At 56.0% G+C, this 25,885-nt stretch carries 23 protein-coding genes; 6 read left to right on the top strand and 17 right to left on the bottom strand.

Translation table 11 applies throughout. The annotated features are described in order from the left end of the window. Positions 1 to 149 precede the first annotated feature (149 nt). Complete coding sequence (locus tag WA429_RS05725; protein ID WP_287465699.1) at positions 150 to 1,526, bottom strand: O-antigen ligase family protein; 1,377 nt, start codon at positions 1,524 to 1,526, stop codon at positions 150 to 152. Between the two features lie 136 nt (positions 1,527 to 1,662). Between WA429_RS05725 and WA429_RS05720 the strand changes: the two genes are divergently transcribed. The 4 genes from WA429_RS05720 (at position 1,663) to hrpB (ending at position 6,783) form a co-directional block, all read left to right on the top strand. Next, positions 1,663 to 2,802, top strand: coding sequence for an O-antigen ligase family protein (locus WA429_RS05720; RefSeq protein ID WP_287465701.1), 1,140 nt, complete (start codon positions 1,663 to 1,665; stop codon positions 2,800 to 2,802). Next, positions 2,780 to 3,856 (top strand): hypothetical protein, encoded by a 1,077-nt coding sequence (locus tag WA429_RS05715; protein WP_287465702.1) that lies wholly within the window; start codon positions 2,780 to 2,782, stop codon positions 3,854 to 3,856. The genes WA429_RS05720 and WA429_RS05715 overlap by 23 nt, the downstream gene beginning before the upstream one ends. Before the next feature lie 3 nt (positions 3,857 to 3,859). Next, positions 3,860 to 4,201, top strand: a complete 342-nt coding sequence (locus WA429_RS05710) for a hypothetical protein (RefSeq protein ID WP_287465703.1) — start codon at positions 3,860 to 3,862, stop codon at positions 4,199 to 4,201. A 77-nt stretch (positions 4,202 to 4,278) separates the two neighbouring features. Further along, on the top strand, positions 4,279 to 6,783 hold the full coding sequence (gene hrpB / locus WA429_RS05705) for an ATP-dependent helicase HrpB (RefSeq protein WP_287465704.1): 2,505 nt from the start codon (positions 4,279 to 4,281) through the stop codon (positions 6,781 to 6,783). Between the two features lie 14 nt (positions 6,784 to 6,797). On the opposite strand, the gene WA429_RS05700 is transcribed toward hrpB, so the two are convergent. The 13 genes from WA429_RS05700 to WA429_RS05640 all read right to left on the bottom strand — a co-directional run bounded on the left by WA429_RS05700 (position 6,798) and on the right by WA429_RS05640 (position 19,715). Further along, the gene (locus WA429_RS05700) at positions 6,798 to 8,069 is read right to left on the bottom strand and encodes an amidase (protein WP_287465706.1); all 1,272 of its coding nucleotides are present in this window, start codon (positions 8,067 to 8,069) and stop codon (positions 6,798 to 6,800) included. Then, entirely contained in the window at positions 8,066 to 9,199 is a 1,134-nt protein-coding gene (locus WA429_RS05695) for a M20 family metallopeptidase (protein WP_287465707.1), read from the bottom strand. Before WA429_RS05695 ends, WA429_RS05700 begins: the two co-directional genes overlap by 4 nt. Before the next feature lie 44 nt (positions 9,200 to 9,243). Beyond that, the gene (locus tag WA429_RS05690) at positions 9,244 to 9,960 is read right to left on the bottom strand and encodes an ABC transporter ATP-binding protein (RefSeq protein ID WP_206927923.1); all 717 of its coding nucleotides are present in this window, start codon (positions 9,958 to 9,960) and stop codon (positions 9,244 to 9,246) included. 2 nt (positions 9,961 to 9,962) lie between these two features. Next, complete coding sequence (locus WA429_RS05685; RefSeq protein WP_068517566.1) at positions 9,963 to 10,748, bottom strand: ABC transporter ATP-binding protein; 786 nt, start codon at positions 10,746 to 10,748, stop codon at positions 9,963 to 9,965. A 1-nt stretch (position 10,749) separates the two neighbouring features. Continuing rightward, complete coding sequence (locus WA429_RS05680) at positions 10,750 to 11,901, bottom strand: branched-chain amino acid ABC transporter permease (protein ID WP_287465709.1); 1,152 nt, start codon at positions 11,899 to 11,901, stop codon at positions 10,750 to 10,752. Positions 11,902 to 11,904: 3 nt separating this feature from the next. Continuing rightward, entirely contained in the window at positions 11,905 to 12,825 is a 921-nt protein-coding gene (locus WA429_RS05675) for a branched-chain amino acid ABC transporter permease (RefSeq protein WP_068517571.1), read from the bottom strand. 106 nt (positions 12,826 to 12,931) lie between these two features. After that, positions 12,932 to 14,104, bottom strand: a complete 1,173-nt coding sequence (locus WA429_RS05670) for a branched-chain amino acid ABC transporter substrate-binding protein (RefSeq protein WP_068517573.1) — start codon at positions 14,102 to 14,104, stop codon at positions 12,932 to 12,934. 246 nt (positions 14,105 to 14,350) lie between these two features. Further along, entirely contained in the window at positions 14,351 to 14,914 is a 564-nt protein-coding gene (locus tag WA429_RS05665) for a cupin domain-containing protein (protein ID WP_287465711.1), read from the bottom strand. 365 nt (positions 14,915 to 15,279) lie between these two features. Next, positions 15,280 to 15,759 (bottom strand): transcription elongation factor GreB, encoded by a 480-nt coding sequence (gene greB / locus WA429_RS05660; protein ID WP_287465713.1) that lies wholly within the window; start codon positions 15,757 to 15,759, stop codon positions 15,280 to 15,282. Between the two features lie 99 nt (positions 15,760 to 15,858). Next, on the bottom strand, positions 15,859 to 17,124 hold the full coding sequence (locus tag WA429_RS05655) for an MFS transporter (protein WP_228194244.1): 1,266 nt from the start codon (positions 17,122 to 17,124) through the stop codon (positions 15,859 to 15,861). Between the two features lie 78 nt (positions 17,125 to 17,202). Then, positions 17,203 to 18,150, bottom strand: coding sequence for a LysR family transcriptional regulator (locus tag WA429_RS05650; protein WP_287465714.1), 948 nt, complete (start codon positions 18,148 to 18,150; stop codon positions 17,203 to 17,205). A gap of 102 nt (positions 18,151 to 18,252) precedes the next feature. Continuing rightward, a complete protein-coding gene (locus tag WA429_RS05645; RefSeq protein ID WP_287465716.1) occupies positions 18,253 to 19,419 on the bottom strand; it encodes a DUF3095 domain-containing protein in 1,167 nt (388 codons plus the stop codon). 77 nt (positions 19,420 to 19,496) lie between these two features. After that, positions 19,497 to 19,715, bottom strand: a complete 219-nt coding sequence (locus WA429_RS05640; protein ID WP_068517582.1) for a SlyX family protein — start codon at positions 19,713 to 19,715, stop codon at positions 19,497 to 19,499. Positions 19,716 to 19,781: 66 nt separating this feature from the next. Here WA429_RS05640 and WA429_RS05635 point away from each other — a divergent pair, with 66 nt between their 5' ends. After that, on the top strand, positions 19,782 to 20,348 hold the full coding sequence (locus WA429_RS05635) for a class I SAM-dependent methyltransferase (protein ID WP_287465717.1): 567 nt from the start codon (positions 19,782 to 19,784) through the stop codon (positions 20,346 to 20,348). Positions 20,349 to 20,375: 27 nt separating this feature from the next. Here WA429_RS05635 and WA429_RS05630 read toward each other — a convergent pair whose 3' ends face one another. From WA429_RS05630 to WA429_RS05620, 3 genes are all read right to left on the bottom strand, one after another. After that, entirely contained in the window at positions 20,376 to 20,642 is a 267-nt protein-coding gene (locus WA429_RS05630; RefSeq protein WP_287465718.1) for a GDCCVxC domain-containing (seleno)protein, read from the bottom strand. After that, on the bottom strand, positions 20,629 to 21,603 hold the full coding sequence (locus tag WA429_RS05625) for an NAD(P)-dependent oxidoreductase (RefSeq protein WP_082817708.1): 975 nt from the start codon (positions 21,601 to 21,603) through the stop codon (positions 20,629 to 20,631). The genes WA429_RS05630 and WA429_RS05625 overlap by 14 nt, the downstream gene beginning before the upstream one ends. A gap of 245 nt (positions 21,604 to 21,848) precedes the next feature. Then, positions 21,849 to 22,262: a tellurite resistance TerB family protein gene (locus tag WA429_RS05620; RefSeq protein ID WP_082817709.1), complete on the bottom strand. Its 414-nt coding sequence runs from the start codon at positions 22,260 to 22,262 to the stop codon at positions 21,849 to 21,851. A gap of 364 nt (positions 22,263 to 22,626) precedes the next feature. Here WA429_RS05620 and WA429_RS05615 point away from each other — a divergent pair, with 364 nt between their 5' ends. Then, complete coding sequence (locus WA429_RS05615; protein ID WP_231856672.1) at positions 22,627 to 25,764, top strand: sensor domain-containing protein; 3,138 nt, start codon at positions 22,627 to 22,629, stop codon at positions 25,762 to 25,764. The last annotated feature ends 121 nt before the right edge of the window (positions 25,765 to 25,885 follow it).

Raw genomic sequence — 25,885 nt, 5'->3', positions numbered from 1 at the left:
CGGATTTGAAGCCGCCCTTCGCACCGAGGCATTGCACAAGGCACTGACGACGGGGGACCCGAAAATCCTTGATCACATCATCACCGATCAGCGTAGCCATGCCCCGTTCGATCCGTTTTTGATGGCGGTTTCCGCCCTGTCGGGGATGGTTAGGGATGATCGTGATCTGCAACGGCGTGCGGCCCTGTTTGACCGGGCCTTGTTGCTTGCCCCGCATGACCGGCGGATACGGAAGATGCGCGATGCCGGGCAATTGATGCTTCAAACCCGGCCCCCAGAATGGCGACAACCGGCAAAATCAGGGCCGGAAGCCCGATGACCCAGTCAAATATCGTGCTTGTCAGAAACAGACTGATCACGGCTATCACAAGCCCCCGAAATGGCTGGTTCCATGTGGCACGCATGATCAAGGCTGCACTGAAAATCACGGCAATTGCCAGTGTCAAAACGACCGGCACCCCAAAGACAATTGCACCATCAAGCCACAGGTTATGCGTACTGAACCAGTTGGCATCTTTATTGAGTTCCGGGGTCGCAAAATGACCCATGACAAGGGCAATGCTGTCTGGTCCGAAGCCGATGAACGGTCGATCGGAAATGGCCCGAAGGGCCGTCGCCCAGGCATCATCGCGCTGGATCAGGTCAAAGCGTGTCAGATCATGAAACCGCGATACCAGTTCAGGCACACTAACCGATGCGACAAACCCGATGCCGATCACACAGAAACCGGCAAAAAACAGCTTTCCCCAATGCCATGCGCGCGTCGATCTGCCCGGATGCCGGGCAAAGCCGATCATGAAAAAGGTCGCGATCAGAACCACGACAAATGCCAGGCGCGAATGGCTTTGGGTCATGGCTGCGACAAACAGGATGGCAAGCGCAAGATACCCGCCCGACTGATCAAGGCGTCGTCCAATCGGCACATGATGACGGGCACCAGCATCAGCGCCAGCATGACGGTAATTGGTATGGGGGACCATAAACAGATAGATGCTGGCGATATATCCGATCCCCATCAATCCGCCAAACGCACTGCGATTGGCAAGGCTTCCGGTCCAGTCCCCGATATGGGCGGTCTTGGCAAACCAGAATGTTGTTTGTGCGTCAAAAACCGCATCTCCAAGCGCCAGCACCATCTGAAGGGTGCAAGCAATGATGATGGCATGCAAAATTGCCAAAAGCCCGCCATTGGGGGCCTTTTGCGCGATCAGGGATATCAGGGTGACGGTCGCGCAAAGCCAGATGATTTCAAAGGTCTGATTGATCCATGCCGCGGGGTACAGGGCAACAAAGGGAACATCAAACGGAAAGGCTTGAACCGGCCAGACCGGGGATGCCTGTATGATCATCCAGATGACGATAATGGCGGCAAACAGCCAGACACCGATCACGTGGCGGGGCAGGGATATGGTGCGCATTCGCCAGCACATGGCGATCAACCCGACCCCGGTCAGGAGGGCGAGAACCGCAATCGCCCAAGGCCGCCCCCCGCCCAGCATCACGGGGGCAAGAATGATTTCCGCCATCAGACAAAACTGCGCCAGTCGCACCATCGACCTGTGCCAATCTGCTTTGAAATTAAGGAGATGACCCTAGCCCAATTTGATCGGCCTGTCGCCAGCCAAACCGGCGATCCTGACCACAAGCAACGCGGGGATTGCCATGAACGGCAATAGGCAGACCGCATCATTTGCCAAACCGGGAATTGGCAAACCACACTTTGGTAAAACCGATCGCCATTCCGGCCAGAATGCCCGGCGTCGATTGCCGATATGGGTGGTGATTGCGGGCAACGGGGTAATGGCAACATCATTCTGGTTGCTGGGGGCCGGGGGGATGTTGGCCAAGCTGGTTTTGCTGGTCTTTTGGGTGCTGATGGTGGCGGGTTCGCTCCGCACGATCCGGCTTGGCCCCGGGTTGCTGACCGGTTTGCTTATCCTTGCCGGGGTGATCGGGCTAATCATGTTCGGGAACAGCACAGGTGGCGCAGGTGATGAAAAGATCCGCCTGATCGGCAATCTGATGATGGTGCCGGTCGGGCTTGTGGCCGGGGCGGTGATCGGGCGTGATTGTTTGCGCATCCTGATGCCCGCCATGCTGTTTTACCTGATCCTTTCAAGTTCGTTTTATCTGACCCATGAAGGGGCGCGGCTAAATCACGCCTTTTTGTTTCTGGGGTTTTTTGCCCTTTGTTCTGTTTGCAAATTTGGCCATTGGCGCTGGTTGATGATGGCGACTGCGGGTGCGGTCTTTCTGTCCCAAACCCGGATTGCCGTGATTGCGATGCTGATCAATGCCGTTGGCATGATCCGGTTTTCACGGGCGATGACGTGGATTGCGGGATTGATCCTTGTGGGCATTGTTGCCGGGGGTGTGATGGCGTATCTGCCCCGTCTTGTGATGACCCATGACAGCGGGCGACTGGCATTCTGGAAGATGTTTGCCGAAATCTGGCGTGACGGATCAGACGGCCAAAGGTGGCTTGGCTTCGGGGCCGGGTCGGTGGAAGAAATCCTGTCACAGACCGCATCGTTCGGATCATTTGGCGCACTTCACAATGATCATTTCCGTATTCTGTTTGAAACCGGGATTGTCGGCGCGTTGCTGTGGGGGACTGGATGGGTTGTCGTGATCTTGATGGTGCGCCAGACGCGGTTGGCGGTTTGTATCTTGCTGTCGGTTTTCGTCACCATGATTACGGACAACAGTCTGAATTACGGGCATTATCTGATCTGTTGTGCGATTGCGGCCGGGATCAGCGCGCAAGAAGGAAAGAATGGTGAACCGGTCCGAAATGATTGATATCCGCGATCGGGTTTTGGCCAGAATGGCGCAAGACGATTTTGCCGGTGCCGATCCGTTTGACGGGCTTGAAAGCCGCCTGTTTGCAGCAAGCGGGCTTGGCCGGTTTCGGGTATGCCGACTGGTCTGGCTTCAGGCGATCAAGCGCGGACCACGCTTTTTGCGCCGGTTGGCCGATATTGCCCCGATGATCAATCCCAAGACATTGGCATTGCTGAACGGGGCAGGCGACGGCATCAGGCTTGGTGATTTTTCAGACCGGTTGCGTTCCATGCAACAAGCCGATGGCGGGTGGGCTTATCCATTTGAATGGCAGGCGCGCGCCTTTCACGCCAAACGACATCAAAGCAATGCAATCGTTACAAGCTTTGTCATGGACAGCATCTGCAAGGGCGGCGTCACCCCCGATGACCCCGCCCTGATCCGGGCGGCAGATTTCATCGCACGGGATATTTGGCGGGATGGGTATTTCGCCTATTTCGCCCATGACGATACCGAAATCCATAATGCCAGCCTGTGGGCGGCCTTTGCCCTGAACCGCATCAGGCCGGGAAATGCGAAATCGGAATGCGCGTTGCGCCGGGTTGTCGATGCCCAGCAACGCGATGGCAGCTGGGCTTATGGCACACGCGGGCATCATGGCTTTGTTGACGGGTTTCACACTGGCTATGTGCTTGATCTTTTGGACCGGTTTCGGGCAGTGGGTGTAGATGGCCTTGATGACGCGATTGCACGCGGATGGGCATTTTATCGCAAAGCCTGCTTTGACGATGCGGGCATCCCGCGCAGCTATGCCGGCCGGGGCGGATATCTTGATGCCCATGCGGTCGCGCAGGCAATGGCAAGCCTGTGCAGGTTTGGTGATCTCGGGGGGGCAATCCATGTGGCAGAATGGGCGGTGCAGACCCTTTATGATCGCAAACGCGATGTGTTTTATGCCGGGATTGGACGGTTGGGGCGCGATAGGCGCGTTTATATGCGCTGGACACAGGCCTGGATGGTCTGGGGGCTGTCAATCGTGATAGAAGCAATGAAACCCACGCAGCAAGAATGACCAATGCCGGAATTTGATCCAACCGCACCGCTTTCATTTGCCCATCCCGATCCGGACCGCCCGGCAAAGGAGGCGGCTTTGCGCGCCGTGTCCGAGGATGCCTTTCGCGCGCTTTATGCAATCACGCGGGCCGAAGCCACGCGCATGAAGGCCACTGGCGATATGGAGGCGCTTTATGGCCTGACCCGCGGGATGAAGACCCTGCAACGGATTGGCGGGGAACGCGGGATCATTCTTAAAGCAACCCGCATCGGCTTTCTGGAGGGGGCGGGGATTGAAGTGCCCGGTGATTTTGATCAGATGGGGCAAGCCGAAATCGTCAAGACGTTTGAAGGCGGAAACTAGTCCCGCGCGCTGATATTGCGGGTAGGGCGGCTTTGCGTCATAAACAGCCAGAACCCTGCTGACTGATGAAAGCCAACATGCCTGAATTTCCAGCCCTTCCGATTGATACCGTCCTGCCTGATCTGTGTGCGGCGCTGGAAACCGGGACCAATGCGGTTTTGCAGGCCCCGCCGGGCGCGGGTAAGACGACCAAGGTGCCCTTGGCGTTGCGTAATGGTGGATGGCTTGGTGATCAGAAGATCATCATGCTCGAACCCCGAAGGCTTGCCGCCCGTGCGGCTGCGCGCCGTATGGCGCAGCTTTTGGGCGAAGGTGTTGGTGAACAGGTTGGCTATCGCGTTCGGTTTGACAGCAAGGTATCGGCAAAAACCAAAATCGAGGTCGTGACCGAGGGTATTCTGGTCCGGATGATCCAGGATGACCCGGAGCTTTTAGGCATTGGTGCGATCCTGTTTGATGAATTTCACGAACGGTCCCTTGATGCCGACCTTGGATTGGCGCTGGCGCTGGAAACCCAGGGCGCGCTTCGTGATGATCTTCGCATCCTTGTAATGTCGGCAACCCTTGATGGTGGGCCGATTGCATCGCTTATGGGTGATTGTCCGGTAATCACGTCCGAAGGGCGCGCTTTCCCGGTCGAAACCCGGTATTTCCCGCCCAAGCCCGATAAATGGGGCAATGTCCGCATTGACGGGGAAATGACCGCCGCGATCAAAACCGCCCTTCGCGAGGAAAGCGGATCGATCCTTGCCTTCCTGCCCGGTCAGGGGGAAATCACAAGGGTTGAGGCAGCCCTTAAAGAGGCGGTGGGCAATGATACCATCATCGCCCCGCTTTATGGCGCGATGGATGCCAAGGCACAGGATATCGCGATCCAGCCCGCACCGGATGGCAAGCGCAAGGTGGTTCTGGCAACCGCGATTGCCGAAACGTCGCTGACCATTGATGGCATTCGCGTTGTGGTCGATAGCGGGTTGCAACGCCTGCCGCGTTTTGATCCGGCATCGGGCATGACCCGCCTGATCACGGTGAAATCATCACAGGCAAGTGCCGAGCAACGCCGTGGTCGTGCCGGACGTCTGGAACCGGGTATCTGTTATCGTCTGTGGGCGGAAAACGAACAACGTGCCCGCCCAGCTTTCACCGCGCCGGAAATTGCCGAGGCCGATCTGGCGCCATTGACGCTGGAACTGGCCCGTTGGGGTGTCACAGATCCCAAAAGCCTGCCGTGGCTTGATGTGCCCGAAGCCGCCAAAATTGATCAGGCCCGCGATATTCTGCGCGGGTTGGAAGCGATTGATCATGAAAATCGGATTACCGCGATGGGGACGGCGATGGCGGGCATACCGGTCCATCCCAGACTGGCGCACATGATGTTGCGCGGGGCGGCATTGGGGCTCGATCAGGTTGCCTGTGCCTTGGCTGCCCTTCTTTCGGATCGGGATTTCATGCGCGGGCGCGGGGCGGATTTACGGTTGCGCATTGATGCCATCCTGCGCGGCCATGCGCCCAAAATGATCAGTGAAGCCGCCAAGCAGCTTGCCCGCAGGCTGGGCGATGTCATGCGTCAGGCCAACCTTCCAAAAGGCAAGGACACAAAGGTTGATAGCACGGACGAGGTCGGGTTGCTTTTGGCCTTTGCCTATCCTGACCGGATTGGCGAACGGCGCAAGGGGGCTGATGCGCGTTATCGTCTGTCGGGTGGGCGCGGCGGCGTTTTGCCCAATGAAGACAGCCTTGCGAGTGAGGCCTATATCGCGGTTGCCGAACTGGATGGGCAGGCACGTGAGGCCAAGATATATCTTGCTGCCCCGGTGGCGCGCGCAACCCTTGAAACCCATTTCACCGATCAGATTTTCGAAGGCACAGAGGTTTTCTGGGACACGCAATCAGATGCGGTACAGGCCCGCTGGCAACGCCGGATCGGTGCATTGGTGCTGGATGAAAAGGCCACCCATGACGAAGCCGATCCCGATGCGATTGCAACGGCGATGATCGAAGGCATTCGCAAGATCGGTCTGCATTGCCTGCCATGGGATAAGGCATCGGAAGGTCTGCGCCAACGGTTATCTTTCCTGCATCGGGTCGATGGGGATCATTGGCCCGATATGTCTGATGACGGGTTGCTGGGATCGCTTGAAGACTGGATCGCGCCCTATTTGAACGGCATTACCAAACGCGGGCAACTTAAACAGATCAATCTGTCCGAGGCATTGCTGGCCGGGATCGACTGGAACCAGCGTCAGGAACTCGATCGTTTGGCACCGACCCATTGGCAAGTGCCGACCGGATCAAATATCCGCATTGATTATAGCGGCGAAACCCCGGCCTTGCCGGTGCGGATGCAGGAAATGTTTGGCGCGACCGAAACGCCAAAGGTTGCCGGTGGCAAGGTTGCCGTGACCTTGCATCTTCTGTCCCCAGCCCAGCGCCCGATCCAGGTGACAAGTGATCTGGTGGGCTTCTGGAACGGGTCCTATGCGCAGGTCAAAGCCGAGATGAAGGGACGTTATCCCAAACATTACTGGCCCGATGACCCGCTTCAGGCGGAACCCACACGCCGGGTTAAAAGCCGGATGTAGGTTCCCGCCCGAAATCAAAGATGACGGGAAACCCAGTCCGCCGCCTTAAGCATGCGGGCATCGTCGCCAAAGCGGCCAATTACCTGCAAGCCGACCGGCATGTTGTTCGGGCCAGAAAGGCCCGGAATGTTGATGCAGGGCACGCCAGAGAATGTCCAGATACGGTTAAACACCGGATCACCTGTGGCATTCAGGCCAAGCGGGGCCTCGCCCGGGGCACTCGGACAGATCAGGATGTCATAAGCGCCCATGGCATCGGCAAGGGCCGTGCGGCTTTGCTTGGCCTGTTCCAGTGCCTTGTCATATTCAGATGTCAGAACCTTCATCCCGGCATCAAACCGTTCGCGGAACTTTGCGCTGACCTGACCCGGGTGGTTTGAAACATCATAAAGACCGGTGAAACTGACTTCGTAATCCATCGCAATGCCATGGGCATTGGCAAGCGTTTCAAAGATTTCGGGCAGGGCAAAGCTGGAAACTTTCGCGCCGGCCTTGCCCAATCTGGTTGCGGCATCTTCAAGAAGCGACTGTGTCGATGCCTCGGCCGCATCCCATTGCGGTGTCTGGCAAAACCCGATGGTGGGGACGAAATCATCGCTATCCTGATGCATGGCGAGTTCGGGACGACGCCCAAGGATAGAAGCAAGGAAACCGGCATCCTTCACCGTGCGGGTCATAACCCCGAGGTGATCCATCGATGGCGCGAGGGGACGGATGCCGGTTAACGGCAAGAAGCCGTAACTGGGTTTATAGCCAACAGCCCCGCAATAGGATGCGGGACGAATGATCGAACCGGCGGTCTGGGTGCCCAAGGCGGCCGGAACATGGTAATCGGCAACGGCCGCGGCCGAGCCACTTGATGACCCGCCCGGTGTGCGCCCAAGGTCATTGGGATTGGCCGTTTTACCCGGCTGGAAATAGGCAAATTCGGTCGAAACGGTTTTGCCAAGAACAATCCCGCCGGCATTGCGGATGGTTGCAACGCATGCGGCGTCCTGTGCCGGTTGATGGCCGTCATAGATCGATGATCCATAGCCCGTGGGCATATCGGCGGTATCAATCAGGTCCTTGATCCCGATGGGAAGACCCGAAAGCGGACCGGTCGCAGGATTGCTGGCCCGTGCCTTGGCGCTGTCAGCATTGATATGCATCCATGCGCCAACATCGCCTTCACGTTCGGAAATACGATCCAGGCAGGATGCCAAAAGCGTTTCGGGCGTCAATTGACCGTCGGAAATCGCACTGACCGCATCCAGAAGCGACAATCTGTTTGGTTGTGACATCATTGATTGTTCCAGTTTTCGGCCAGTGTCCGGTAAATGCCAACCGCCTCTTCGATCCGCGAGACATAGCAAAACTCGTCGGTCTGATGGGCCATGGCGGCTTCGCCCGGGCCAAGAATGACAGTTGGGGCAAAGTCATAGGCACGGGTGAAAATCGACGCATCGGTGAAATAGGCCGCGGTCTTGTTGACAATCGGGTTGTCATGAAGCGGTGCAACCACCTCGAACACCGACTGCATCCACGGATCTTCCGGCGACGTCCAGACCGGTTCCAGATTGACCGTCGGGGTCAAGGTCACCTCATCCCCCAGATAGGAAGCGAGCTGTTTCAGAATGACATCATTATCCTGACCGGGGATGGTGCGGACATCGATGCCGATTTCGGCCCGGTTGGGCACGGAATTGACGTTGATGCCGCCATCAACCGTCCCGACATTCAAGGTCGCGGGCCCCATGACCGGATGGCGGGCAACGTTGAAGTCATAGTCTTCAAGCTTGGTGATCGCACGCGATGCCTTATAGATGGCGTTAACGCCAAGTTCGGGCATCGAACCATGGGCGGTAACACCATCGGTTACGGCCTTCATCCACAAGGCCCCCTTGTGCCCGACATAGGGATAGTTCGATGTCGGTTCGGCGACAACGATGGCACCGGCCTTGCCAATTACATCGCCAAGGCCCGCGATATAGGCCGCACCTTCGCACCCGGTTTCCTCGCCCGCAGTAATCAAAAGAACCACACCGGGACCCTTGGCCAGATCAGAAGCAATTTCAATCACGGCGGCGACAAATGCCGCCACGCCCGATTTCATGTCGCTTGATCCGCGACCATAAAGTTTGCCGTCCGCAATATCGGCACCGAATGGCGCCATCGACCATTCGGTGTGACCCAGCGGGACGGTATCAAGATGGCCGGTAAAGCAGATCGGCGGATGGGTTGCCGACCCGCCGATCCGGGCAATCAGATTGGTTCGACCCGGTGCAAAGTCATGATAGGAAATGTCAAAACCGTTTTTGGCCAGAAGACTACCGACATATTCGACGCAATCCTTTTCGGGATTGACCGGATTGACGGTTTCAAACCGGATCAGTTGACGGGTCAGTTCGACCGCATCAATTTTGGTGTTGGGCACGTTGTTTCCTCTGCGTTCTTTGGGCGCTGAATTTCGAATTTGGATCAGCCGAAATAAGCCTCGTGGACTTCCTTGTTTTCCGACAGTTCCTGTGCCGTGCCTTCGGCGACAACACGCCCCTGCGACATCACATAGCCGTAATGGGCGATGGCCAGCGTCTGGTGCACATTTTGTTCAACAAGGAACACGGTGATGCCCTGATCGTTGATCCGTTTGATGATGTTGAAGTTTTCTTTGACGAACAGTGGCGACAAACCAAGGGACGGTTCATCAATCAACAGGACCTTGGGGGCCGCCATCAGGCCGCGCCCGATGGATACCATTGCCTGTTCACCACCCGACATCGTACCGGCCAGCTGATTGCGGCGTTCCTTGAGACGGGGGAAAATCTCGAACACCTGATCCATGCGATCGCGCAGGACGGCTTCGGTATTTTCCTGATAACCGCCAAGACGCAGGTTATCGACCACCGTCATTTTCGGGAACACCTTGCGGCCTTCGGGAATGCAGGCGATGCCCGCCGAGATGATCTTGTGGGTCGGAAGCCCGATCAGGCTTTCTCCGTCAATCTGAATGTCACCGGAACGCGGTGGCGTCAGACCAAGAATGGCGCGAATGATGGTCGATTTACCCGCACCGTTTGATCCCAGCAGACAGGTGATTTTGCCTGCAGGAACCTTAAGCGACACGCCTTCGAGAACGTCGGCGGAATCATAGGCTGCATAGATGTCTTTGACTTCAAGTGCACTTGCCGTGGCCATGATTATTCTCCCCCCAGATAGGCTTCCTGGACAAGCTTGTCCGAGGCGACGTCACGATAGGCGCCTTCACAAATTTTCTGTCCGAAGTTCAAGACAATGCATTTGTCTGTCACACGTTCGATCATGCCCATTTCATGTTCGACCAGAATGATCGAAAGACCATCGATCATTTCGCGGACTTCAAGAATATCATCCATCAATTCGCGGGTTTCTTCGTGGGTCATGCCGGCGGATGGTTCATCAAGAAGCAACAGGCGCGGGTGACTGATCAGCGCCCGGCAAATTTCAATGCGGCGACGATCAATCATGCGCAGGCTTCCGACCGGATCGAACATCTTGTCGGCCAGGGCCGGATCAAAAATCTTAAGAAGCTTGCGGGCTTCTTCGTGATTTTCCCGGATCTGTTCGCGAAGGGCCTTGCGCTTGAAAATGTTGAACAACAATCCCTGATCAAGGCGCTTGTGATTGCCGATCATGATGTTGTCAAAAATCGACAATTCAAGGCACAGGCGCGAACGCTGAAACGTGCGGGCAACGCCGGCTTCGTAGACTTTCTGGGCAGGCCAGCTTGTGATGTCCTGTCCGAGAAATTCGATGCTGCCGCCATTGGCTTCATAGATGCCGGTCAAAACATTGAACGACGTGGTTTTACCCGATCCGTTCGGCCCGATCAGGCCGAGGATCTGGCCATTGGTAAGTTCCATGTCGAACTTGTTGAGTGCGACGACACCGCCGAAACGCCGGGTCAGTTCGCGAAAGGCCAATACGGTTTCTTGTTGCTGGGCCATATCAACCTCTCCAGCCTGGAATATATGCACGCAAACCACGCGGAAGGATGCCCTGCGGACGGAACAGCAGGATCAGGATCATCACCACCGCATAGATCAGGAACCGGTATTCCTGAATGACCTGAAGCTTTTCAGGCAGCAGAACGACAAGACCGGCAGCAAGGATCGTGCCCCACAGGCTTCCCATCCCGCCAAGCAGAACAATCGAAACCAGAATAAGGGAGTCCGAAAATGCAAAGTTCGACGGCGCAATAAAGCCAAGCATCATGGCGTAAAGCGCGCCAGCCGTTCCGGCCAGGAAGTTGCCAAGGGTAAAGGCAACAATTTTCCAGCGTTTGATGTCGATGCCAAAACAGGCAGCAGCGGTTTCATCAAGACGTACGGCATCGAAATTCAACCCGATCCACGACCGTTCGATACGACGCATCAGAACAAAGGTCAGAATGACCATGACAAGAGCCAGGATCACGTAGTTCAGATAGAATGAAAGTTCGATGTTTTCGGTGATTTCGATGTTGTTGTTGAAATCCCAACCAAACAGGTTCATGCCCGAAACGCCCAGTCCCTGCGGACCGCCAAGCGTGTCATTGACTTCAAGGAAGGTGCGGAACAGAAGCCCAAAGGCAATGGTGACAACCGCCGCATAATGGCCACGTGTACGCAGAACCGGAATAATCAGCACCGATCCGACAATGGCGGCAATGACGCCCCCCAGAATGATGACCAGCAAAAGCGGAATGGATGTATCGCCAAGAACAGCGGCGGTATAACAGCCAACCCCGAAGAAGGCCGCACCGGCAAAGTTGACGACACCGGTATAGCCGAACTGCATGTTCAGCCCGCAACAGGCAATCACGTACAGCATGACAGTCGCGATCATCAGCAACGGGAAATGGTCTTCGCGGAACCAGAAAATAACGACCAGGGTTGCGGCAATCACCGCCGCATTCATCAGCCGTTCATTACGCGAAAGCGATTGTGCGATTGACCGGGTAAAGCCGAACTTTGCACCGGCAAAGACCAGGGCAGCAGCGAATAAAATCAGTGCGAAAATCTCGGCCTGTTCTTCGATGGCGATGAATGTGATCGTGAACGCCGCCACAGCAGCGGCCAGCAGAACAATCACGGCCTTGTCTTTGAACGATTGCGTCATTGATCAGACCCTTTCGCTTGTTTTTTCGGCGATCAGGCCGGTCGGGCGCCAGGCGATGATGGCAATGACCACTGCAAACGCGAAAACGTCTTTGTATGCACTGGCAAAGGGCAGGGCGACGGCACCAAGGGTCTGCAATCCGGCAAACAGGAAGCCGCCAAGAATGGCGCCATAAATGTTGCCAAGACCACCAACGATGGCGGCACTAAAGCCGATCACGCCAAGCAACAGGCCCATGCCGAAGTTGATTTCATTGTAGTAAAGACCGTTCATCACCCCGGCAAAGGCGGCAACACCGGACCCCAGCGCAAAGGTCAGAAGCACGATCATCTTGAAATTGATGCCCATGCATTTGGCGGTTTCTTCATCCTGGGCCACAGCACGGATCGCCAGACCAAGACGGGTGCGATTGATCAGGACATTGACGCCAATAATGACCAGAAGTCCGCCGATCAGAAGGATCACGCTGTCCGCGCGCAATGTGAAAGATCCCAAAGACCAGGATTCCGTCGGCAACAGCGACGGAAAGTGTTTGGGGTTGGAACCGTCGGGATAAAACAGACGGATCGCTTCGCGCAGAACGGTGCCAAGCATAAGTGTCACCAGCAGCGTATTCAGCGGCGGTGCCGATTTAAGCGGAAGCACAAGATAACGCGCAATAATGGCCCCGAGAATGGCCATCGACCCGACAGCAATCACCAGAACACCGACAAGCTGAATGAACGCGTTATCGATCCCGATCGCGGTCATACCGAGATAGGTCGAAAAACCCGCAAAGGTGCCGACCATCAGGACATCACCATGAGAAAACTTGATGACATCAAGCACACCGAAAAACAGCGTGAAGCCAACAGCAACAAGGGCATACATCATGCCAAGCATCATGCCGTTAACAACAAACTGACCGAGAAGGCCCACATCCATGGCCAACCTACCTCTTTGATTTGATTAGTTGAGTTTCTTGCGAAGAAAACAGCCCGTCCTTCCCCGTCAGGAACAACCCGACAGGGAAGGGAGCGTTTCAACCGGCTTATTTGCCTGCGAGCTTGCGCTTGCCTGTTGCGTATTCGCTGTCTTCCCAGACAACCCATTTGCCGTCCTGGACGACATATTTGGTGATGGCCGCAACGGTGTTCTGACCGTGATCATCGAACGAGATTTCGCCGACAATTGACTCATACCCGTGGATGTCACCAAGGTATTTGGTCAGTTTTTTGCGGTTCGGGCCGACTTCCTCGATACCATCAAGAATCAGGTTCATCGCCGCAAACGCAAACGGTCCATAGGCTTCTTCGGATTCAGCAAAACCGGCTGCCTTGTATTTTTCGGTGAAATACTGGCCACCTGGCAGTTTGTCGACCGGTGCACCTTCAAGGAAGCTGACCACGCCTTCGGACAGGTCGGCACCGACACCGTCAATAAAGGAGTCAGACTTGATGCCCGAAACGCCCTGGAACTGTGCAGTGATGCCAAGTTTTTCCATCTGGGCACGGATGCGCACGCCAAGCGGGGTCAGACCACCGAAATAAATGACATCCGGGTTAAGCTGCTTGGCTTTGGTCAGTTCGGCGGTAAAGTCCTGCTGATCGGCCGGAACACCGAAATCAGCAAGGATTTCGCCACCGTTCTGGGTCAGGTATTCAGAAAAATACTTGTCGTGGCCTTTGCCGTAATCGGTCGTGTCATGAATGATGACCCAGGTTTTGTAACCCTGTTCCGTCATGAACTTTGCCGCAACATCGTTCTGGTTGATCATCGTGCCGTTGACACGGTGAATTTCCTTGTAGTCATTGCCATAGGTGACGTCGGGCAGAACCGCACCCCAGACCGACATTGGCAGGTTGAATTTGTGATAGATATCAACCGCGCCCATTGCGACCGCCGAACAATAATGCCCGACAAGGCCAATGATCGATCTGTCTGCGGCAATTTTGGTTGCGACCTGAACGCCAACGTTCGGTTTGCATTCGGAATCCATTGCAACCAGCTCGTACTCGTATTTGGCATTCGGGTCGGCATTGCGAAGCTGAACTGCCAGTTCTGCCGAGTTACGGCCACCCACACCCACTGCGGAAACACCGCCGGTCAGCGGGCCGATAAAGGCAACTTTTACCTTGTCTTTGGCGTCGGCGAAATGCGCGCCAGCGGTCAGCGCCATCGAGAATGCAATCGCCGAAACAGCCGATTTGCTTAGAAATTTCATAAAGATAAGCCCCCTGTTGGCTTTTTTGAAAACAGCCCGGAAAGACCCTTTGAAAAGGGTTCCGAGGTTTCGCCAGCCACATCGATGCGAGAGTTATGTTTCTTCCCGAACCTGGGTCATTTTGACCTGGCCACCTTGTGTGCGGTGGGTTTGCGAGTTAGCCAGCAGGGGGCATACTGACCAAGTCTTTCCTATTGGTCAAGTCACTTGCCTAATACGCAAGTAATTTTACTTAGGCCTGAAAAATCAGAAGGTCGGCGGGGTGTTGACCCAGAGAACCCGGGTTTCGTTATCCGTCGGATTGCGATAGCCATGTGGCATTCTGGACGGGAAGAAGAATGAGTCGCCCGGCATCAGATGGTATTCGACGCCATCGACATTCAGATCAAGTTCACCTTCGAGCACATAGCCAAGTTCTTCGCCTTCGTGAACGATGGTGCCCGAACTGCCGCCACCGGCGCGGACAATATGGATCGTGCCAAACAACAGATGCCCCGATGACGGGGAAACCAGCGTTTCAAGGCTGACACCTTCGCCCGGACGGATGTTGCTGGTATGCAGGACCTGTCTTGTTCCCGCACGCGAAACGATGCTGTCACTGGCTTCGCTGAACAGGGCGCTGATGGATGTTTCCAGTACCGCGACAATGCGATGCAACAGTTGCAGCGACGGTTTGACCTTGTCGTTTTCAAGTTTTGACAGGAAGCCTTCGGAGCATTCGACCTGATCGGCAAGATCGCACAGTCTCATTCCTTTGAGCTTGCGTGCATGGCGCAGTTTCATGCCAATCGGGAACGTAGAATCACTCATTTTCAATTTCCGGCCGTTTTCTTGAATGTCGATAAAGTTCGTCAGAAATCACGTATTTCGGGGGAAGCAATCCATCTTCAATCCGCCGCGTTTTACGACCCAATCATGGGCGCGAATTGATTGATTGCGCAAGACTTCTCAGCACAAATTGTTTCATCCTGCCCGCCAAAGTAACGATTTGACGTCCATTCATGACGTCTTTTTCTGACAAAAGATATGCAACTTTTGCCAGAAAAAGATGCCAGAAAAAGATGCCAGAAAAAGATGCCAGAAAAAGATGCCAGAAAAGCGGCCAGAAAAGCTAGAGGCTGAACATGGGCCTGCATGTGCCGATTGCTGGCAAATGATACGGGAATTCCTGCCGGTCAGGCAGGATAGCGGATATCGAGGATTTCCAGTTCGTCCTCGCCACCCGGGGTGCGGACCGTCACGACATCGCCGACACCCGATTTCATCAGGGCGCGGGCGACCGGGGAAATCCAGCTGATCTTGCCATTCAGGCTGTCGGCCTCGTCCTCGCCGACGATGCGGATGGTTTTTTCCTCGTCACGGGAATTGACGTAAGTCACCGTCGCGCCAAAGAAAATGCGGGAATGATCGGGCTGTTCTTCGGGGCGGACAACCACCGCATCCTCGATCCGTTTGCGCAAATAGCGCACCCGGCGGTCAATTTCGCGCAGACGCTTTTTGCCATAGATGTAATCGCCATTTTCCGAACGATCGCCATTGCCCGCCGCCCAATGCACAACGGCAACCACTTCGGGCCGTTCCTTTTTCCAAAGGTGGTCGAGTTCGGATTTAAGGGCTTCGAGGCCCTCGGGCGTGATGTAAATCGGTCTGTCCATGACCGGCTTTTACCCCAAAGAACCTGACGCGAAAAGACCGTAAAAAAGGGGCGACCTGCCAAAACAGATCGCCCCGGTTTTGAGATATTCACGCAGTGATCAGGCCGCTTTGGCCGTGCTGCGCAATTCCTTGTCATCAATCGGCATATGGACGAGGGCCGCGAAGATGCCAAGCGCAACCGATGCCCACCAGACCGCATCGAAATTGCCGGTCAGGTCATAGACAATCCCGCCCATCCAGGCGCCAAAGAAGGCCCCGATCTGATGGGACAGCATGACGATGCCAAACAGGGTCGCCATATAGCGCGGGCCGAAAACCTGTGCGATCAGGCCACTGGTCAGCGGCACGGTCGAAAGCCACAACGCCCCCATCGATGCCGAAAACAGCAAGATGGTTTCAGATGTTTTGGGCGCAAAGATAAAGGCGACAATCACAAGGGCCCGCATGCCGTAAATCACCGACAGGCCATTTTTCTTGCGCCATTTGCCACCGGCCCAACCGGCCGTCAGGGTGCCAAAGATGTTAAACAGCCCGACCAATGCAAGGCCTTCGGCGGCGACAGAACGCGGCAAGCCGCACAGTTCGGTAAAGGTCGGAAGGTGGGTGGCGATCACGGCAATATGGAAACCGCAGACAAAGAAACCGGCATTCAAAAGCAGGAAGCCGCGATGTTTGCGGGCCTCGTGGAAGGCCGCAGCCAATCCTTGCGGGCCAAGATCGGGGGCCGCGGTCGGGCTGTTGCCTTCGGCCTTGCCGGTCAGCGCAAAAGCGGCCGGAACAATCAGCATCGAAATCGCGGCAAGAATGGCAAGGGTCGTGACATAGCCAAGCGATCCGTTAAGCGCCTGTGCAGTCGGTGCCATAATGAACTGGCCAACCGAACCACCGGCCGATGCCAGACCAAGGGCGAAGCTTCGGCGTTCCGGGCTGAATACCCGGCTGATGGCAGCAAGGATCACCGGGAAGCTGGTGGCACCAACCCCGGTCCCGATCAGGAAGCCCGCGGTCAGGTGCAATTCGCCGGGCGATGATGACGTGCCCATCATATAAAGGCCAAGACCATATAAAACCGATCCGCCAATCAGGGTACGCGTGGTGCCGAACCGGTCGGCCAGCGCCCCGGCGATCGGGGCCGAAATCCCCCACATCAGGTTCTGGATGGCAAAGGCCAGACCAAAGGTGGCAGCATTCCAGCCGGTATCATTGAGCATGTCGGGAATGAACAGGCCAAGCGACTGTCGCACGCCAAGGTTCAGCGACAGAACAAGGCAGCCGCAAAGCAGAACCAGCCACGGGAACCATTTGGTCGCGCGCATGATGGTCATGCGTCCCGGACTGTTTTGCGGGCTTTGGGTGGGGCTCATCAGGTGTCCTCCGAAAGGCAGATTGCAAGTTGGTGGCGATTGTGGCGGCGGATCGTCAATGCGTCCAATTCATTCGGTTCATGATGCTGATAACATTCGTGCATGATCGAGGTTGGACATCTCGCCGGCCCGAATGACGATTTCACCAACCTTGTCGATAATGTCGTTAAGGTCCCCGCTGGAGGCCCGCCTAATCAACGTGATTGCCATGCCCCAGTTCATGCCGGGAATATCAAGAATGCGGATGCGGTCATGGGCGGGACTGTGCATGCAAAAACGCCGCGCCATGATGCCATAGCCGGCCCCGGCAGCGACCATTTCGATTTGCAGTTCAAGTGCCGATACTTCGAGAACGGAATTGAATTCCACCCCGTTCTTGTGGGCCCAGGCATTGCCAAGGGCACGAAAAGTGCATCCTTCGGGCATCAGCACCATCGGGTGTCTGGCAAGTTCGGCGATGGTGGTCGGGTGCTGACGGGCCGATTTCGGACCGATGGCAACGATATGGTCATCAAGCAGGGTTTCCGGCAGCAAGCTTACCGGAAGGTCGCGGCTTTGAACACCACCGACAATGCCGTGCGGGCCGTCAAGCGACAGCATGGCATCGATTTCACCCCGGCGCAAAAGCGGCAGAAGTTCGGCCGACCAGCCGCTTTTGATCGTAAGTGACATGTCGGGGAATGCCTGATGGAGATCGCGCAATTCGCGGGCGGCAAGCAGCGGGGCGGCACCGTGACTGACGCCCAAGCGGAACGGACCATGACAGCGCGCCATGCCGGTAACGGAATCACTGAACCCGTCAAGCCTGCGCAACAGATCGCGCGCCTCGGTCAGGGCGCGATGACCGGCCGGGGTGGGTTGCAGCGGCTTGGTCGAACGGTCAAACAGCGATGTGCCGATGCGTTCTTCAAGGCGTTGAATACGCCGGGTCACCGCAGGCTGGGTCAGGCCCAGCCGGTTTGCCGCCCCGTGAAAGGATTGGGCATCGGCAACAGCAATCAATGCTTCGAGTTCGCGGGTATCCATGATCCATATCCACAGCTGCCAAGGGTCGCGACAGTGTCATGGATTTTTTATCGCGATGCAATCAATCTATTGGTTCGAAATGATTGATGCATTTCATGCATGTTATGCGGGATCAGTATCGGGAATTTTGGCCTTATAGGCCGATGCCGCGGCAGTATAACCGCCTTCGCCGCCATCCAGAAAATGGAAATGGGCATCATTGGTGATGGACGGCACGATACAGGTCATGATTGCGGTGCGCTGACGATGAAGGCCAAAACGGATATCACCGCGATCTTCGGCAGCCCGCAAAAAGGCATCGATTTCTTCGCTACGCTGTACCGTGCAATTGACAGTCATCCAAAGACCATCCCCGAACTTGCGAAAATCGGTGTTGTAGCCGGTAAAGTCGCGATAGCGTTTGGGGTCAAAATCCCCCAGTTTCCAGCCGGTTTTCATCAGAACCAGCGCAATCAGCGAAATATAAAGTGCCTTGATCCAGGCCTTGAGATAGCCGCCTTCCTTATGCTGGGTCGCCAGGGCTTCGAGTTTCAGGCCCTTGGGCGGAAAGGAAAAGTCGGGACCGCGCGCCGGGATCGGGCTGCTTTTGCGCGGGCTGTCATCGAGAATGTCAAAAAGGCCGGTGACGACGTGATCAAACCGGGCGCGGTCATCGGCGGGATGGACAATGATCGACAGGATATGGTCGCTGCCGGTTGCGCGGATCGGTGACCAGCGACAGGACAGCCCCGACAGATCGGGCCGGGTGCCCGGCGGGGCTGGCGGGATCTTGTTATGGCCTGATTTCATCTGGTCTTCGGCCCATCTGAGGCCGCGACCATTGAACATGGCATAGGATACCGGCGGTGAAACGGCAAAGCGCGCCACCCGCACATCGCGGCCGGTCGCGCGGATATCGGCAATCGGCACCAGCGCGATGCGCAATTCAAAGCCAAGGGTTTCGCGCGCCCATGTCGCGGTTGCCGCCATTGCGTCACGGACCGCATCAATGCGGTCGGGCGCACAGGCAAAACTTGCACCATCGCCGCCAAACATGAACGGATAGTCGGAATGACCCAGCGCATTGCCAACCGCACAGATCACCGATGCCCCGACCATATTGACATCCTTGAACCGGCCCGCGGCAATGGCCCCGGTCGATCCGACAATATCGGATGTGCCAACCCACCAGTCATCGGGAATGGACCGATAGACAGACCCGTCAAGAACCTTGGCAAAGTCGTCAAAGACGGGAATGTCGAGATAAGGGTTGGCGTTGGGGCTGGTCACGTCTTTCTCGCAAACTCGGTGGTGGGGCGCGATCGGTCAGGGCTCAGCCAAAAGATCGCGCGAAACGAAGCCCGTCCTTAATAATGGGGCGGCGGGGCGTCGTCTTCGGGGGCTGTACGCAGAAAATCGATCATGCGTTTAATATCAGAAGACATCAGTTTGTTCTGACGTTCGAGAAGATCGATGCGGTCCCACTGGGATTTGATCATGTCAGAAAGGTCGCTTACCACGGAATCCATGTGGGCGAGCTGGGTTTCAAGTTCGGTGATGCGGTTTTCCGTATCGTCGTTATGCATGCTTGTATCTTCTGGATTTGGATGCCGCCATATGGCAGGACTGTGATTGAACCTGGGTCGGAACCCATGGCGGACAGTAACATATTTCGCGGATATATGACGGATTTATCGGTACTTGTTTTTGTTGTGATCATTCTGGCCCTGATTGCGATCTATTCGGTTCGCCTGCAATCGGTGCCGATGCCGACTTTGCGTTCTGCGGCCGATGAAATTATCGCCTATATCCCCGCCGATGTCCGGTCGGTGACCGATTTCGGGTCGGGCTGGGGGGATCTGGCGATCGCGATTGCGCGGGCCCGTCCCGATATTTCGGTCACCGGGATTGAACTTTCGCCCGTTCCCTATGCGATCAGCCGGATGCGCGCGGTTCTGGCGGGCAAGCCGAACCTGCGTTTTATCCGTGGCGATTTTCGCAAACTTGATCGCGATCCCGGGGATGTGGTGGTGTGTTTTATTGATCCGCGTGTGATGACCGATGTGGGCGATGTCTGTTCGCAGCGTCTGGGCGACGGAGCGATTGTCATATCGCGCGGCTTTGCCATTCCCGGCTGGCAGGCGTTTGGCGAAGTGCCGATGAAAACCAGCACTGATCGCCTTTACCTGTATCGGTTCGGCAAACATAAACCGGCCTGATGATGGCGGGGAAAATCGTGCGACAGCCTAGTCGTGCGGTGGGACACCCGACGGGGTCGGGGCGCAGCAATCGGCATGTTTGCCATGCAGCTGTACCGGCGGGCAGGGGACGGTGCCGTATGAACAATACACACAGCAATCCCCCGGAAGCGGGCGCAAAACCGCACCGCATCCCGTGCAGTCATAGAAATACTGGCAGGCGTCGGTCGGCATGGTTTCGGTACTGACATGACCGCATTCCGGACAGGTCAGTACCGATGTCAGTTCGATGCGGTTTTCGTCAGTCTTCTTCATAGACTTTGATCAGGGCCGAATGATCCAGATCACCGTCCCCCATGGCGATGACTTCGTCATACAGTTCCATCACCAGACGGGTGATCGGCAATTCAAGGCCAAGCTCGCCTTCGGAGAAATCAAGCGCCTGATAAAGGTCCTTGCGCTGGGTGACGACCTTGCCGCCCGGTTCGAAATTGCGTTCGATCATGCGTTCGCCATGTTTCTGCAAGATCGCAGAATCGGCAAAGCCCCCGGTCAGTGCCGAGCGCAGCTTGCCAAGATCGACACCGGCTTCATCAGCCATGGAAAAGGCTTCGGCGACGGCGCCGATGGTAATGCCGACAATCATCTGGTTGGCGGCCTTGGCGATCTGACCTGATGTGACATCGCCAACATGGGTCACGCGGGCCCCCAGAACTTCAAAGACGCGGTGGGCGCGTTCGAAATCTTCGGGATCAGCACCGACCATGATCGACAATGTGCCGTTTTCCGCACCATGGGTTCCGCCCGATACCGGGGCGTCAATCCATTTGCCACCGGCATCTTCGACCGCATCGGCAAACCGGCGTGTCGCATCAACTGCCGTGGTGCCCATATCGATGACGATTGTGCCTTCTTCCATGCCGTCAATAACTCCGTCTTCGCCCAGAAGGACGTTTTCAAGGGCCGGGGTGTTGGCAACACAGATGATGACGATATCGGCATCGGACACGGCATCGGCCGGTGTGCCGGCCGTTGCAATGCCAAGATCTTCAAAGGCATTGAGCGTTTCGGGATTGCGGGTATTGACCGTCAGGTGGGCACCCGCCTTTTCAAGGTTCAGCGCCATCGGGCGCCCCATCAGTCCAAGTCCGATAAAGGCAATCTTTTCCCCGGAAAGAGCAGTCATGACAGCAGTCCCTTTTTGGCGGTGGGCGAAAACAGTTACGTCGATACGCAACCGCACCTGCGCCGGACGGGCACATGTGCGGCAAAACATGTTGGCAAGGCCATATCACATTGCGGCATGGATGAAAGCTGCGATTTCAAGGGGACCATGCCCGAAATGCGCTTGTTATGCCACAACTTCAATCAGACGGGGCCTCGTTCTTTCAGGTAATGCTGATTTATGATGTTGTGTTTTGTGTTGTCCCGTGCGGGACGGTTACGGTCGGCAGAGCCGGGCGATCCGGACCATACATTGAGCATAACAGTGAGCATACAGTCTGGTGTGCCGGTTCGGTCTTAAAAATCGCCGGGGCGGACATAGCGAGCAGCCATGGCCCGTTCGATTGCCGCACCCACAAGCCGATCGATATCAAGCCGGTGACGCAGGAGTTCAAGGATACGCAATTCTTCCTGGCTGATTTCACCGTCAGACAAAACAATTTCGCAGGCAAAGACATAGGCGGTCTCGCGCAATTTGCGCGGCAGGGCGTCGCGAATCATCGTCAGGGCACGGTCCATCCCGTCTTCTTCGCCAAGCAGACTTGCGCAATCGCGGGCAACCGTGGTCACCCCGTCATTGTCAAACCCGGCAAAAATCGGAAGGTAACGCACCCGGCGTCCCATCGCAGAAAGTTCGGCATCGGTAATGTCGTTATCGGCGGCCGAAACCATAACCATTGTGTAGATCAAGGCGTCCTGATGCGAAATCACGTTGGTTACTCCTTTCCAATATGGGTGTCAGAAACGCGTCTCTGCGGACATTTGACGGGGATACCGCCAAACTGTGACAACCATTAGGCGTTCAAATGGTAAGCTGATAACAATTTACGGGCAACAGTTAAGCAATTAAATTTTTTGGATTTTAATGATTGCGTAGGAAAATCTGGCGCAATCTGTTTGCGCCGGTCACGCGGGGGTTAAAAATGCGTCGAATGACGCACGTGTCTCGGGCAAAATAAAAAAAACACGTCGGATCAAAATAATAGCGAAATAAAGTGGCTGCCTGCTCTCTTTGGGGAAAAATTGCCTTTGCAGTGCATGGGGTAGCAGTTATGGTCTCGCAGCGATAACGAATATGACGATTAAAGCGGATATGGGAGACATCAAAGCAATCAATTCCGTCGACACATTGGCGGCATTGATCAGCCACCTGCGTATGCCGGCTGGATTGTTTGATCCTGTCCGCAAGCGACTTCTTGTCAATTCGTTATGGATTCCCTGGTTCGACAAGGCCCTGGAAGAGTCCGAATGGCACAAGATCGATGATCTTGGCTGCCTGGCGCAGCTGTTGCCCGATCTGGCAGACGAAATCCTTGAAAAAGGCGGTTATCACAGCCGCACATCAGAGGTCAAAGGCACTGACAGGGTTCTGTTTGGCTGGAAATTGACCGTGGGCGGACAGGATTATATCCGTCTGCTGGTGATGGATGATGATGTGTCTTCGGGCATGGGCAGCCTGATTTCGCCGCAACCGGTTTTGATTTTCGAACGTGGCGGTGCGTTGCGCTGTGCCAACAGTGCGGCCGAACAGGTTGCACTTGAAATGGGGTTTGTCACCCCGTTTGCCTTGGCCCATCCCAGCGATCAGCGCGCCCTTGTCGATCATGATGGACCGCAATTTGATGCGGAAAATTCGCGCACGGTCCATTACGGACAGCGTTTCTTCCAATGGCAATGCATGCCGCTGTTCGGGGCCGATTTCGTGGTTCTGTTCGGACAGGAACGCACCCGCGAGGAAAGCTATCGCCGCGCGCTTGAACATGCGGTTCACGGGATCATTGAACTGAGTGCCGATGGCACCATTACCAGTGTGAACGAAGAAACCGCGAGCCTGTTTAATTATGATTCCGTGCGCGAGGTCATGCAGGCCTATTTGCGCCGTCCGGAATCCTTCTATGCCCAGGACAGCGACCGTATCCAGTTGCGCCGTGATCTGGCGAACGGCATCGGTGTTCAGGCCCGCGATATTGAAATGCGCCGCTCGGACGGCAGTCAGATCTGGGTGCGCTTCAACGCAACCGAAATCCGCGGCGAGGGCGGCGGGCTTCTGGGATATAGCGTCACAATTACCGACATCACCAAAAGTCGGCAGGCGGAATATGACCTGCGCCGTCGTCAGGAACGCTATCGCGCGTTGGTCCAGACCGCGGGCAGTGTCATCCTGTTTTTGGATTCCGAAGGACGCATTCTTGAATATAACCGCGAATGCGAATGGACTTTTGGCTATTCCTGGATGGAGGCCGCCGGTCAGAACTTCTTTGATTTTCTGTTGATCGAAAGCGACCGAGCGCGGGTGCGCATGGCTGTGCGCCGCCTGTTATCGGGTGAAATCATCAAGGATGAAGTGTTTTCGTTCAAACGACGCGACGGGGAAATCCGCCTGTTGCAGTGGAATGCGCGTGCGCATTTCGGCGAGGATGGCGATGTTGCCGGTGTGATCTGTATCGGGCAGGACGTGACCGAAAAGCTTGCGGTTGAACGCGCGCTGCGCCATGCCGAGGAAAAATTCCGCGGGATTTTCGAAAACTCTGCCGAAGGTCTTTATCAAAGCCGACCACTTGGCCCGGTCCTGTCGGCCAACCCGGCCTTTGTGTCGATCCTGGGATATGAATCCGTTGATGAATTGATGGCCCAGGGTGAGGAACTTCAGCATCATTACCTTAATCCGGTCAGCCGGTTGCGCCTGACGGGGCGGTTGATGCGCGATGGTGCGATCCACGGTTTTGAAACCGAACTGCGCCGAACGGATGGCAAGATCATCTGGGTCGAGGAAAATGCCCGTCTGGTCCGCGATGAAAAGGGCCGGCCGAGCCTGATCGAAGGATCGATCACTGACATTACCGACCGCAAACGCAGCGAAGCCCGCATTCAGTTTCTGGCCCATCATGACGGGTTGACGGGGCTTCCCAACCGCACCCTGTTCCAGGAACGCCTTGCCGCGGCGGTCGAACGGTCCAAACGCGAACGGCGCAATTTTGTGCTGATGATGTTCGATCTTGATAACTTCAAGGATATCAACGACACGCTTGGTCATCCTATCGGCGACCTACTCTTACAGGGGGTGGGGGAGCGCATGCGCGTCTGTCTGCGCAACGAGGATGTGGTGGCCCGGCTTGGTGGTGACGAATTTGCGGTTCTTATCCATGAACCGGGTTCGGTCGAGGAAGTCACCTTTGTCGCCCAGCGTCTGATTGAACGGGTTTCCGAACGCTTCATGCTTGATGGCAACGAGGTCCAGGCATCGACATCGGTCGGGATTTGCATGTATCCGCAAGATGGTCGCGACGAAAAGGACCTTTTGCGCAATGCCGATCTGGCGCTTTATTGCTCCAAGGCCGAAGGCCGCAACCGGTATCATTTCTTTGAGCCGAAATTGCAGGTCGAGGTTCAGGAACGCAAGGCGATGGAACGCGATCTGAGCCATGCGATCGAAAATGATGAACTTGAACTGTTCTATCAGCCGATCATTGATATGGGCGGGCATCGCATCATCGGGATGGAGGCACTTGTACGCTGGTTCAGCCCGTCGCGCGGGCCGGTCAGTCCGGTCGATTTCATCCCGGTGGCCGAACGCATGGGCATTATCGGCGATATCGGCAAATGGGTTTTGACCCGTGCATGTGAACAGACCCGCGCCTGGCGCGATGACGGATATGGCGACTTGACGATTTCGGTCAATCTGTCGCCGCTTGAACTGGCCCGTCATGAAGATCTGATCGAAAGTGTCGGCGAAGTTCTGTCGCGGTCGGGGCTTAATCCGCGCCAGCTGCAATTCGAAGTCACCGAAGGTGCGGTGATGGACAACCCGCGCGAAGCGGCCATCACATTGGGCATTTTGCGTAATCAGGGCATCCGGATCGCGATTGATGATTTCGGTACCGGCTATTCGTCGCTGGCCTATCTGAAACGGTTCCCGGTCGACAAGATCAAGATCGACCGGTCCTTTATCATTGATATCGACAGTTCAGACGGCAATGCCGCGATTGTGCGTGCGGTGGTGTTCCTGGCACGGTCATTTGGCATGGCGGTCAATGTCGAAGGCATCGAAACCGAAACCCAGCTTGAACATATCGCATCCGAGGGTGTCGACGAAGTTCAGGGCTTCTATTTCAGCAAGCCGGTTTCGGCAACCGATATGGAAGCGTTGCTCAAGGCCAACAAGATCGCGCCGACGCACTTCCCGCTTAGCGGTCATGGCAATACCGCCCACTAGCCCGTTAGCCTGCTAACCCAATAGTGTCGTGGGCCATTTCCCGAAAACAAGGAAAAAAAGGCGCATGACAAAATGCCATGCACCTTTTGGTTTGATCGGCTTGGATGGCCCTTACCGTAGT

This window comes from Thalassospira sp. CH_XMU1420-2 (genome assembly GCF_037029325.1).
In the GTDB taxonomy this organism is placed as follows: Bacteria; Pseudomonadota; Alphaproteobacteria; order Rhodospirillales; family Thalassospiraceae; genus Thalassospira; species Thalassospira povalilytica.
Note: the sequence above shows the minus strand (reverse complement) of the source record. Positions and strands in the feature narration are given on the sequence as shown.

Bases quoted from the DNA above. Each gene is read 5' to 3' on its own strand.
- WA429_RS05635 (WP_287465717.1), top strand. From the start codon at position 19,782: ATGGCGGACAGTAACATATTTCGCGGATATATGACGGATTTATCGGTA.
- WA429_RS05720 (WP_287465701.1), top strand. From the start codon at position 1,663: ATGAACGGCAATAGGCAGACCGCATCATTTGCCAAACCGGGAATTGGC.
- WA429_RS05700 (WP_287465706.1), bottom strand. From the start codon at position 8,069: ATGATGTCACAACCAAACAGATTGTCGCTTCTGGATGCGGTCAGTGCG.
- greB (WP_287465713.1), bottom strand. From the start codon at position 15,759: ATGGACAGACCGATTTACATCACGCCCGAGGGCCTCGAAGCCCTTAAA.
- WA429_RS05650 (WP_287465714.1), bottom strand. From the start codon at position 18,150: ATGGATACCCGCGAACTCGAAGCATTGATTGCTGTTGCCGATGCCCAA.
- WA429_RS05690 (WP_206927923.1), bottom strand. From the start codon at position 9,960: ATGGCCACGGCAAGTGCACTTGAAGTCAAAGACATCTATGCAGCCTAT.
- WA429_RS05685 (WP_068517566.1), bottom strand. From the start codon at position 10,748: ATGGCCCAGCAACAAGAAACCGTATTGGCCTTTCGCGAACTGACCCGG.
- WA429_RS05680 (WP_287465709.1), bottom strand. From the start codon at position 11,901: ATGACGCAATCGTTCAAAGACAAGGCCGTGATTGTTCTGCTGGCCGCT.
- WA429_RS05640 (WP_068517582.1), bottom strand. From the start codon at position 19,715: ATGCATAACGACGATACGGAAAACCGCATCACCGAACTTGAAACCCAG.
- hrpB (WP_287465704.1), top strand. From the start codon at position 4,279: ATGCCTGAATTTCCAGCCCTTCCGATTGATACCGTCCTGCCTGATCTG.
- WA429_RS05710 (WP_287465703.1), top strand. From the start codon at position 3,860: ATGCCGGAATTTGATCCAACCGCACCGCTTTCATTTGCCCATCCCGAT.
- WA429_RS05670 (WP_068517573.1), bottom strand. From the start codon at position 14,104: ATGAAATTTCTAAGCAAATCGGCTGTTTCGGCGATTGCATTCTCGATG.
- WA429_RS05725 (WP_287465699.1), bottom strand. From the start codon at position 1,526: ATGGCGGAAATCATTCTTGCCCCCGTGATGCTGGGCGGGGGGCGGCCT.
- WA429_RS05615 (WP_231856672.1), top strand. From the start codon at position 22,627: ATGACGATTAAAGCGGATATGGGAGACATCAAAGCAATCAATTCCGTC.
- WA429_RS05625 (WP_082817708.1), bottom strand. From the start codon at position 21,603: ATGTTTTGCCGCACATGTGCCCGTCCGGCGCAGGTGCGGTTGCGTATC.
- WA429_RS05655 (WP_228194244.1), bottom strand. From the start codon at position 17,124: ATGAGCCCCACCCAAAGCCCGCAAAACAGTCCGGGACGCATGACCATC.
- WA429_RS05630 (WP_287465718.1), bottom strand. From the start codon at position 20,642: ATGAAGAAGACTGACGAAAACCGCATCGAACTGACATCGGTACTGACC.
- WA429_RS05665 (WP_287465711.1), bottom strand. From the start codon at position 14,914: ATGAGTGATTCTACGTTCCCGATTGGCATGAAACTGCGCCATGCACGC.
- WA429_RS05675 (WP_068517571.1), bottom strand. From the start codon at position 12,825: ATGGATGTGGGCCTTCTCGGTCAGTTTGTTGTTAACGGCATGATGCTT.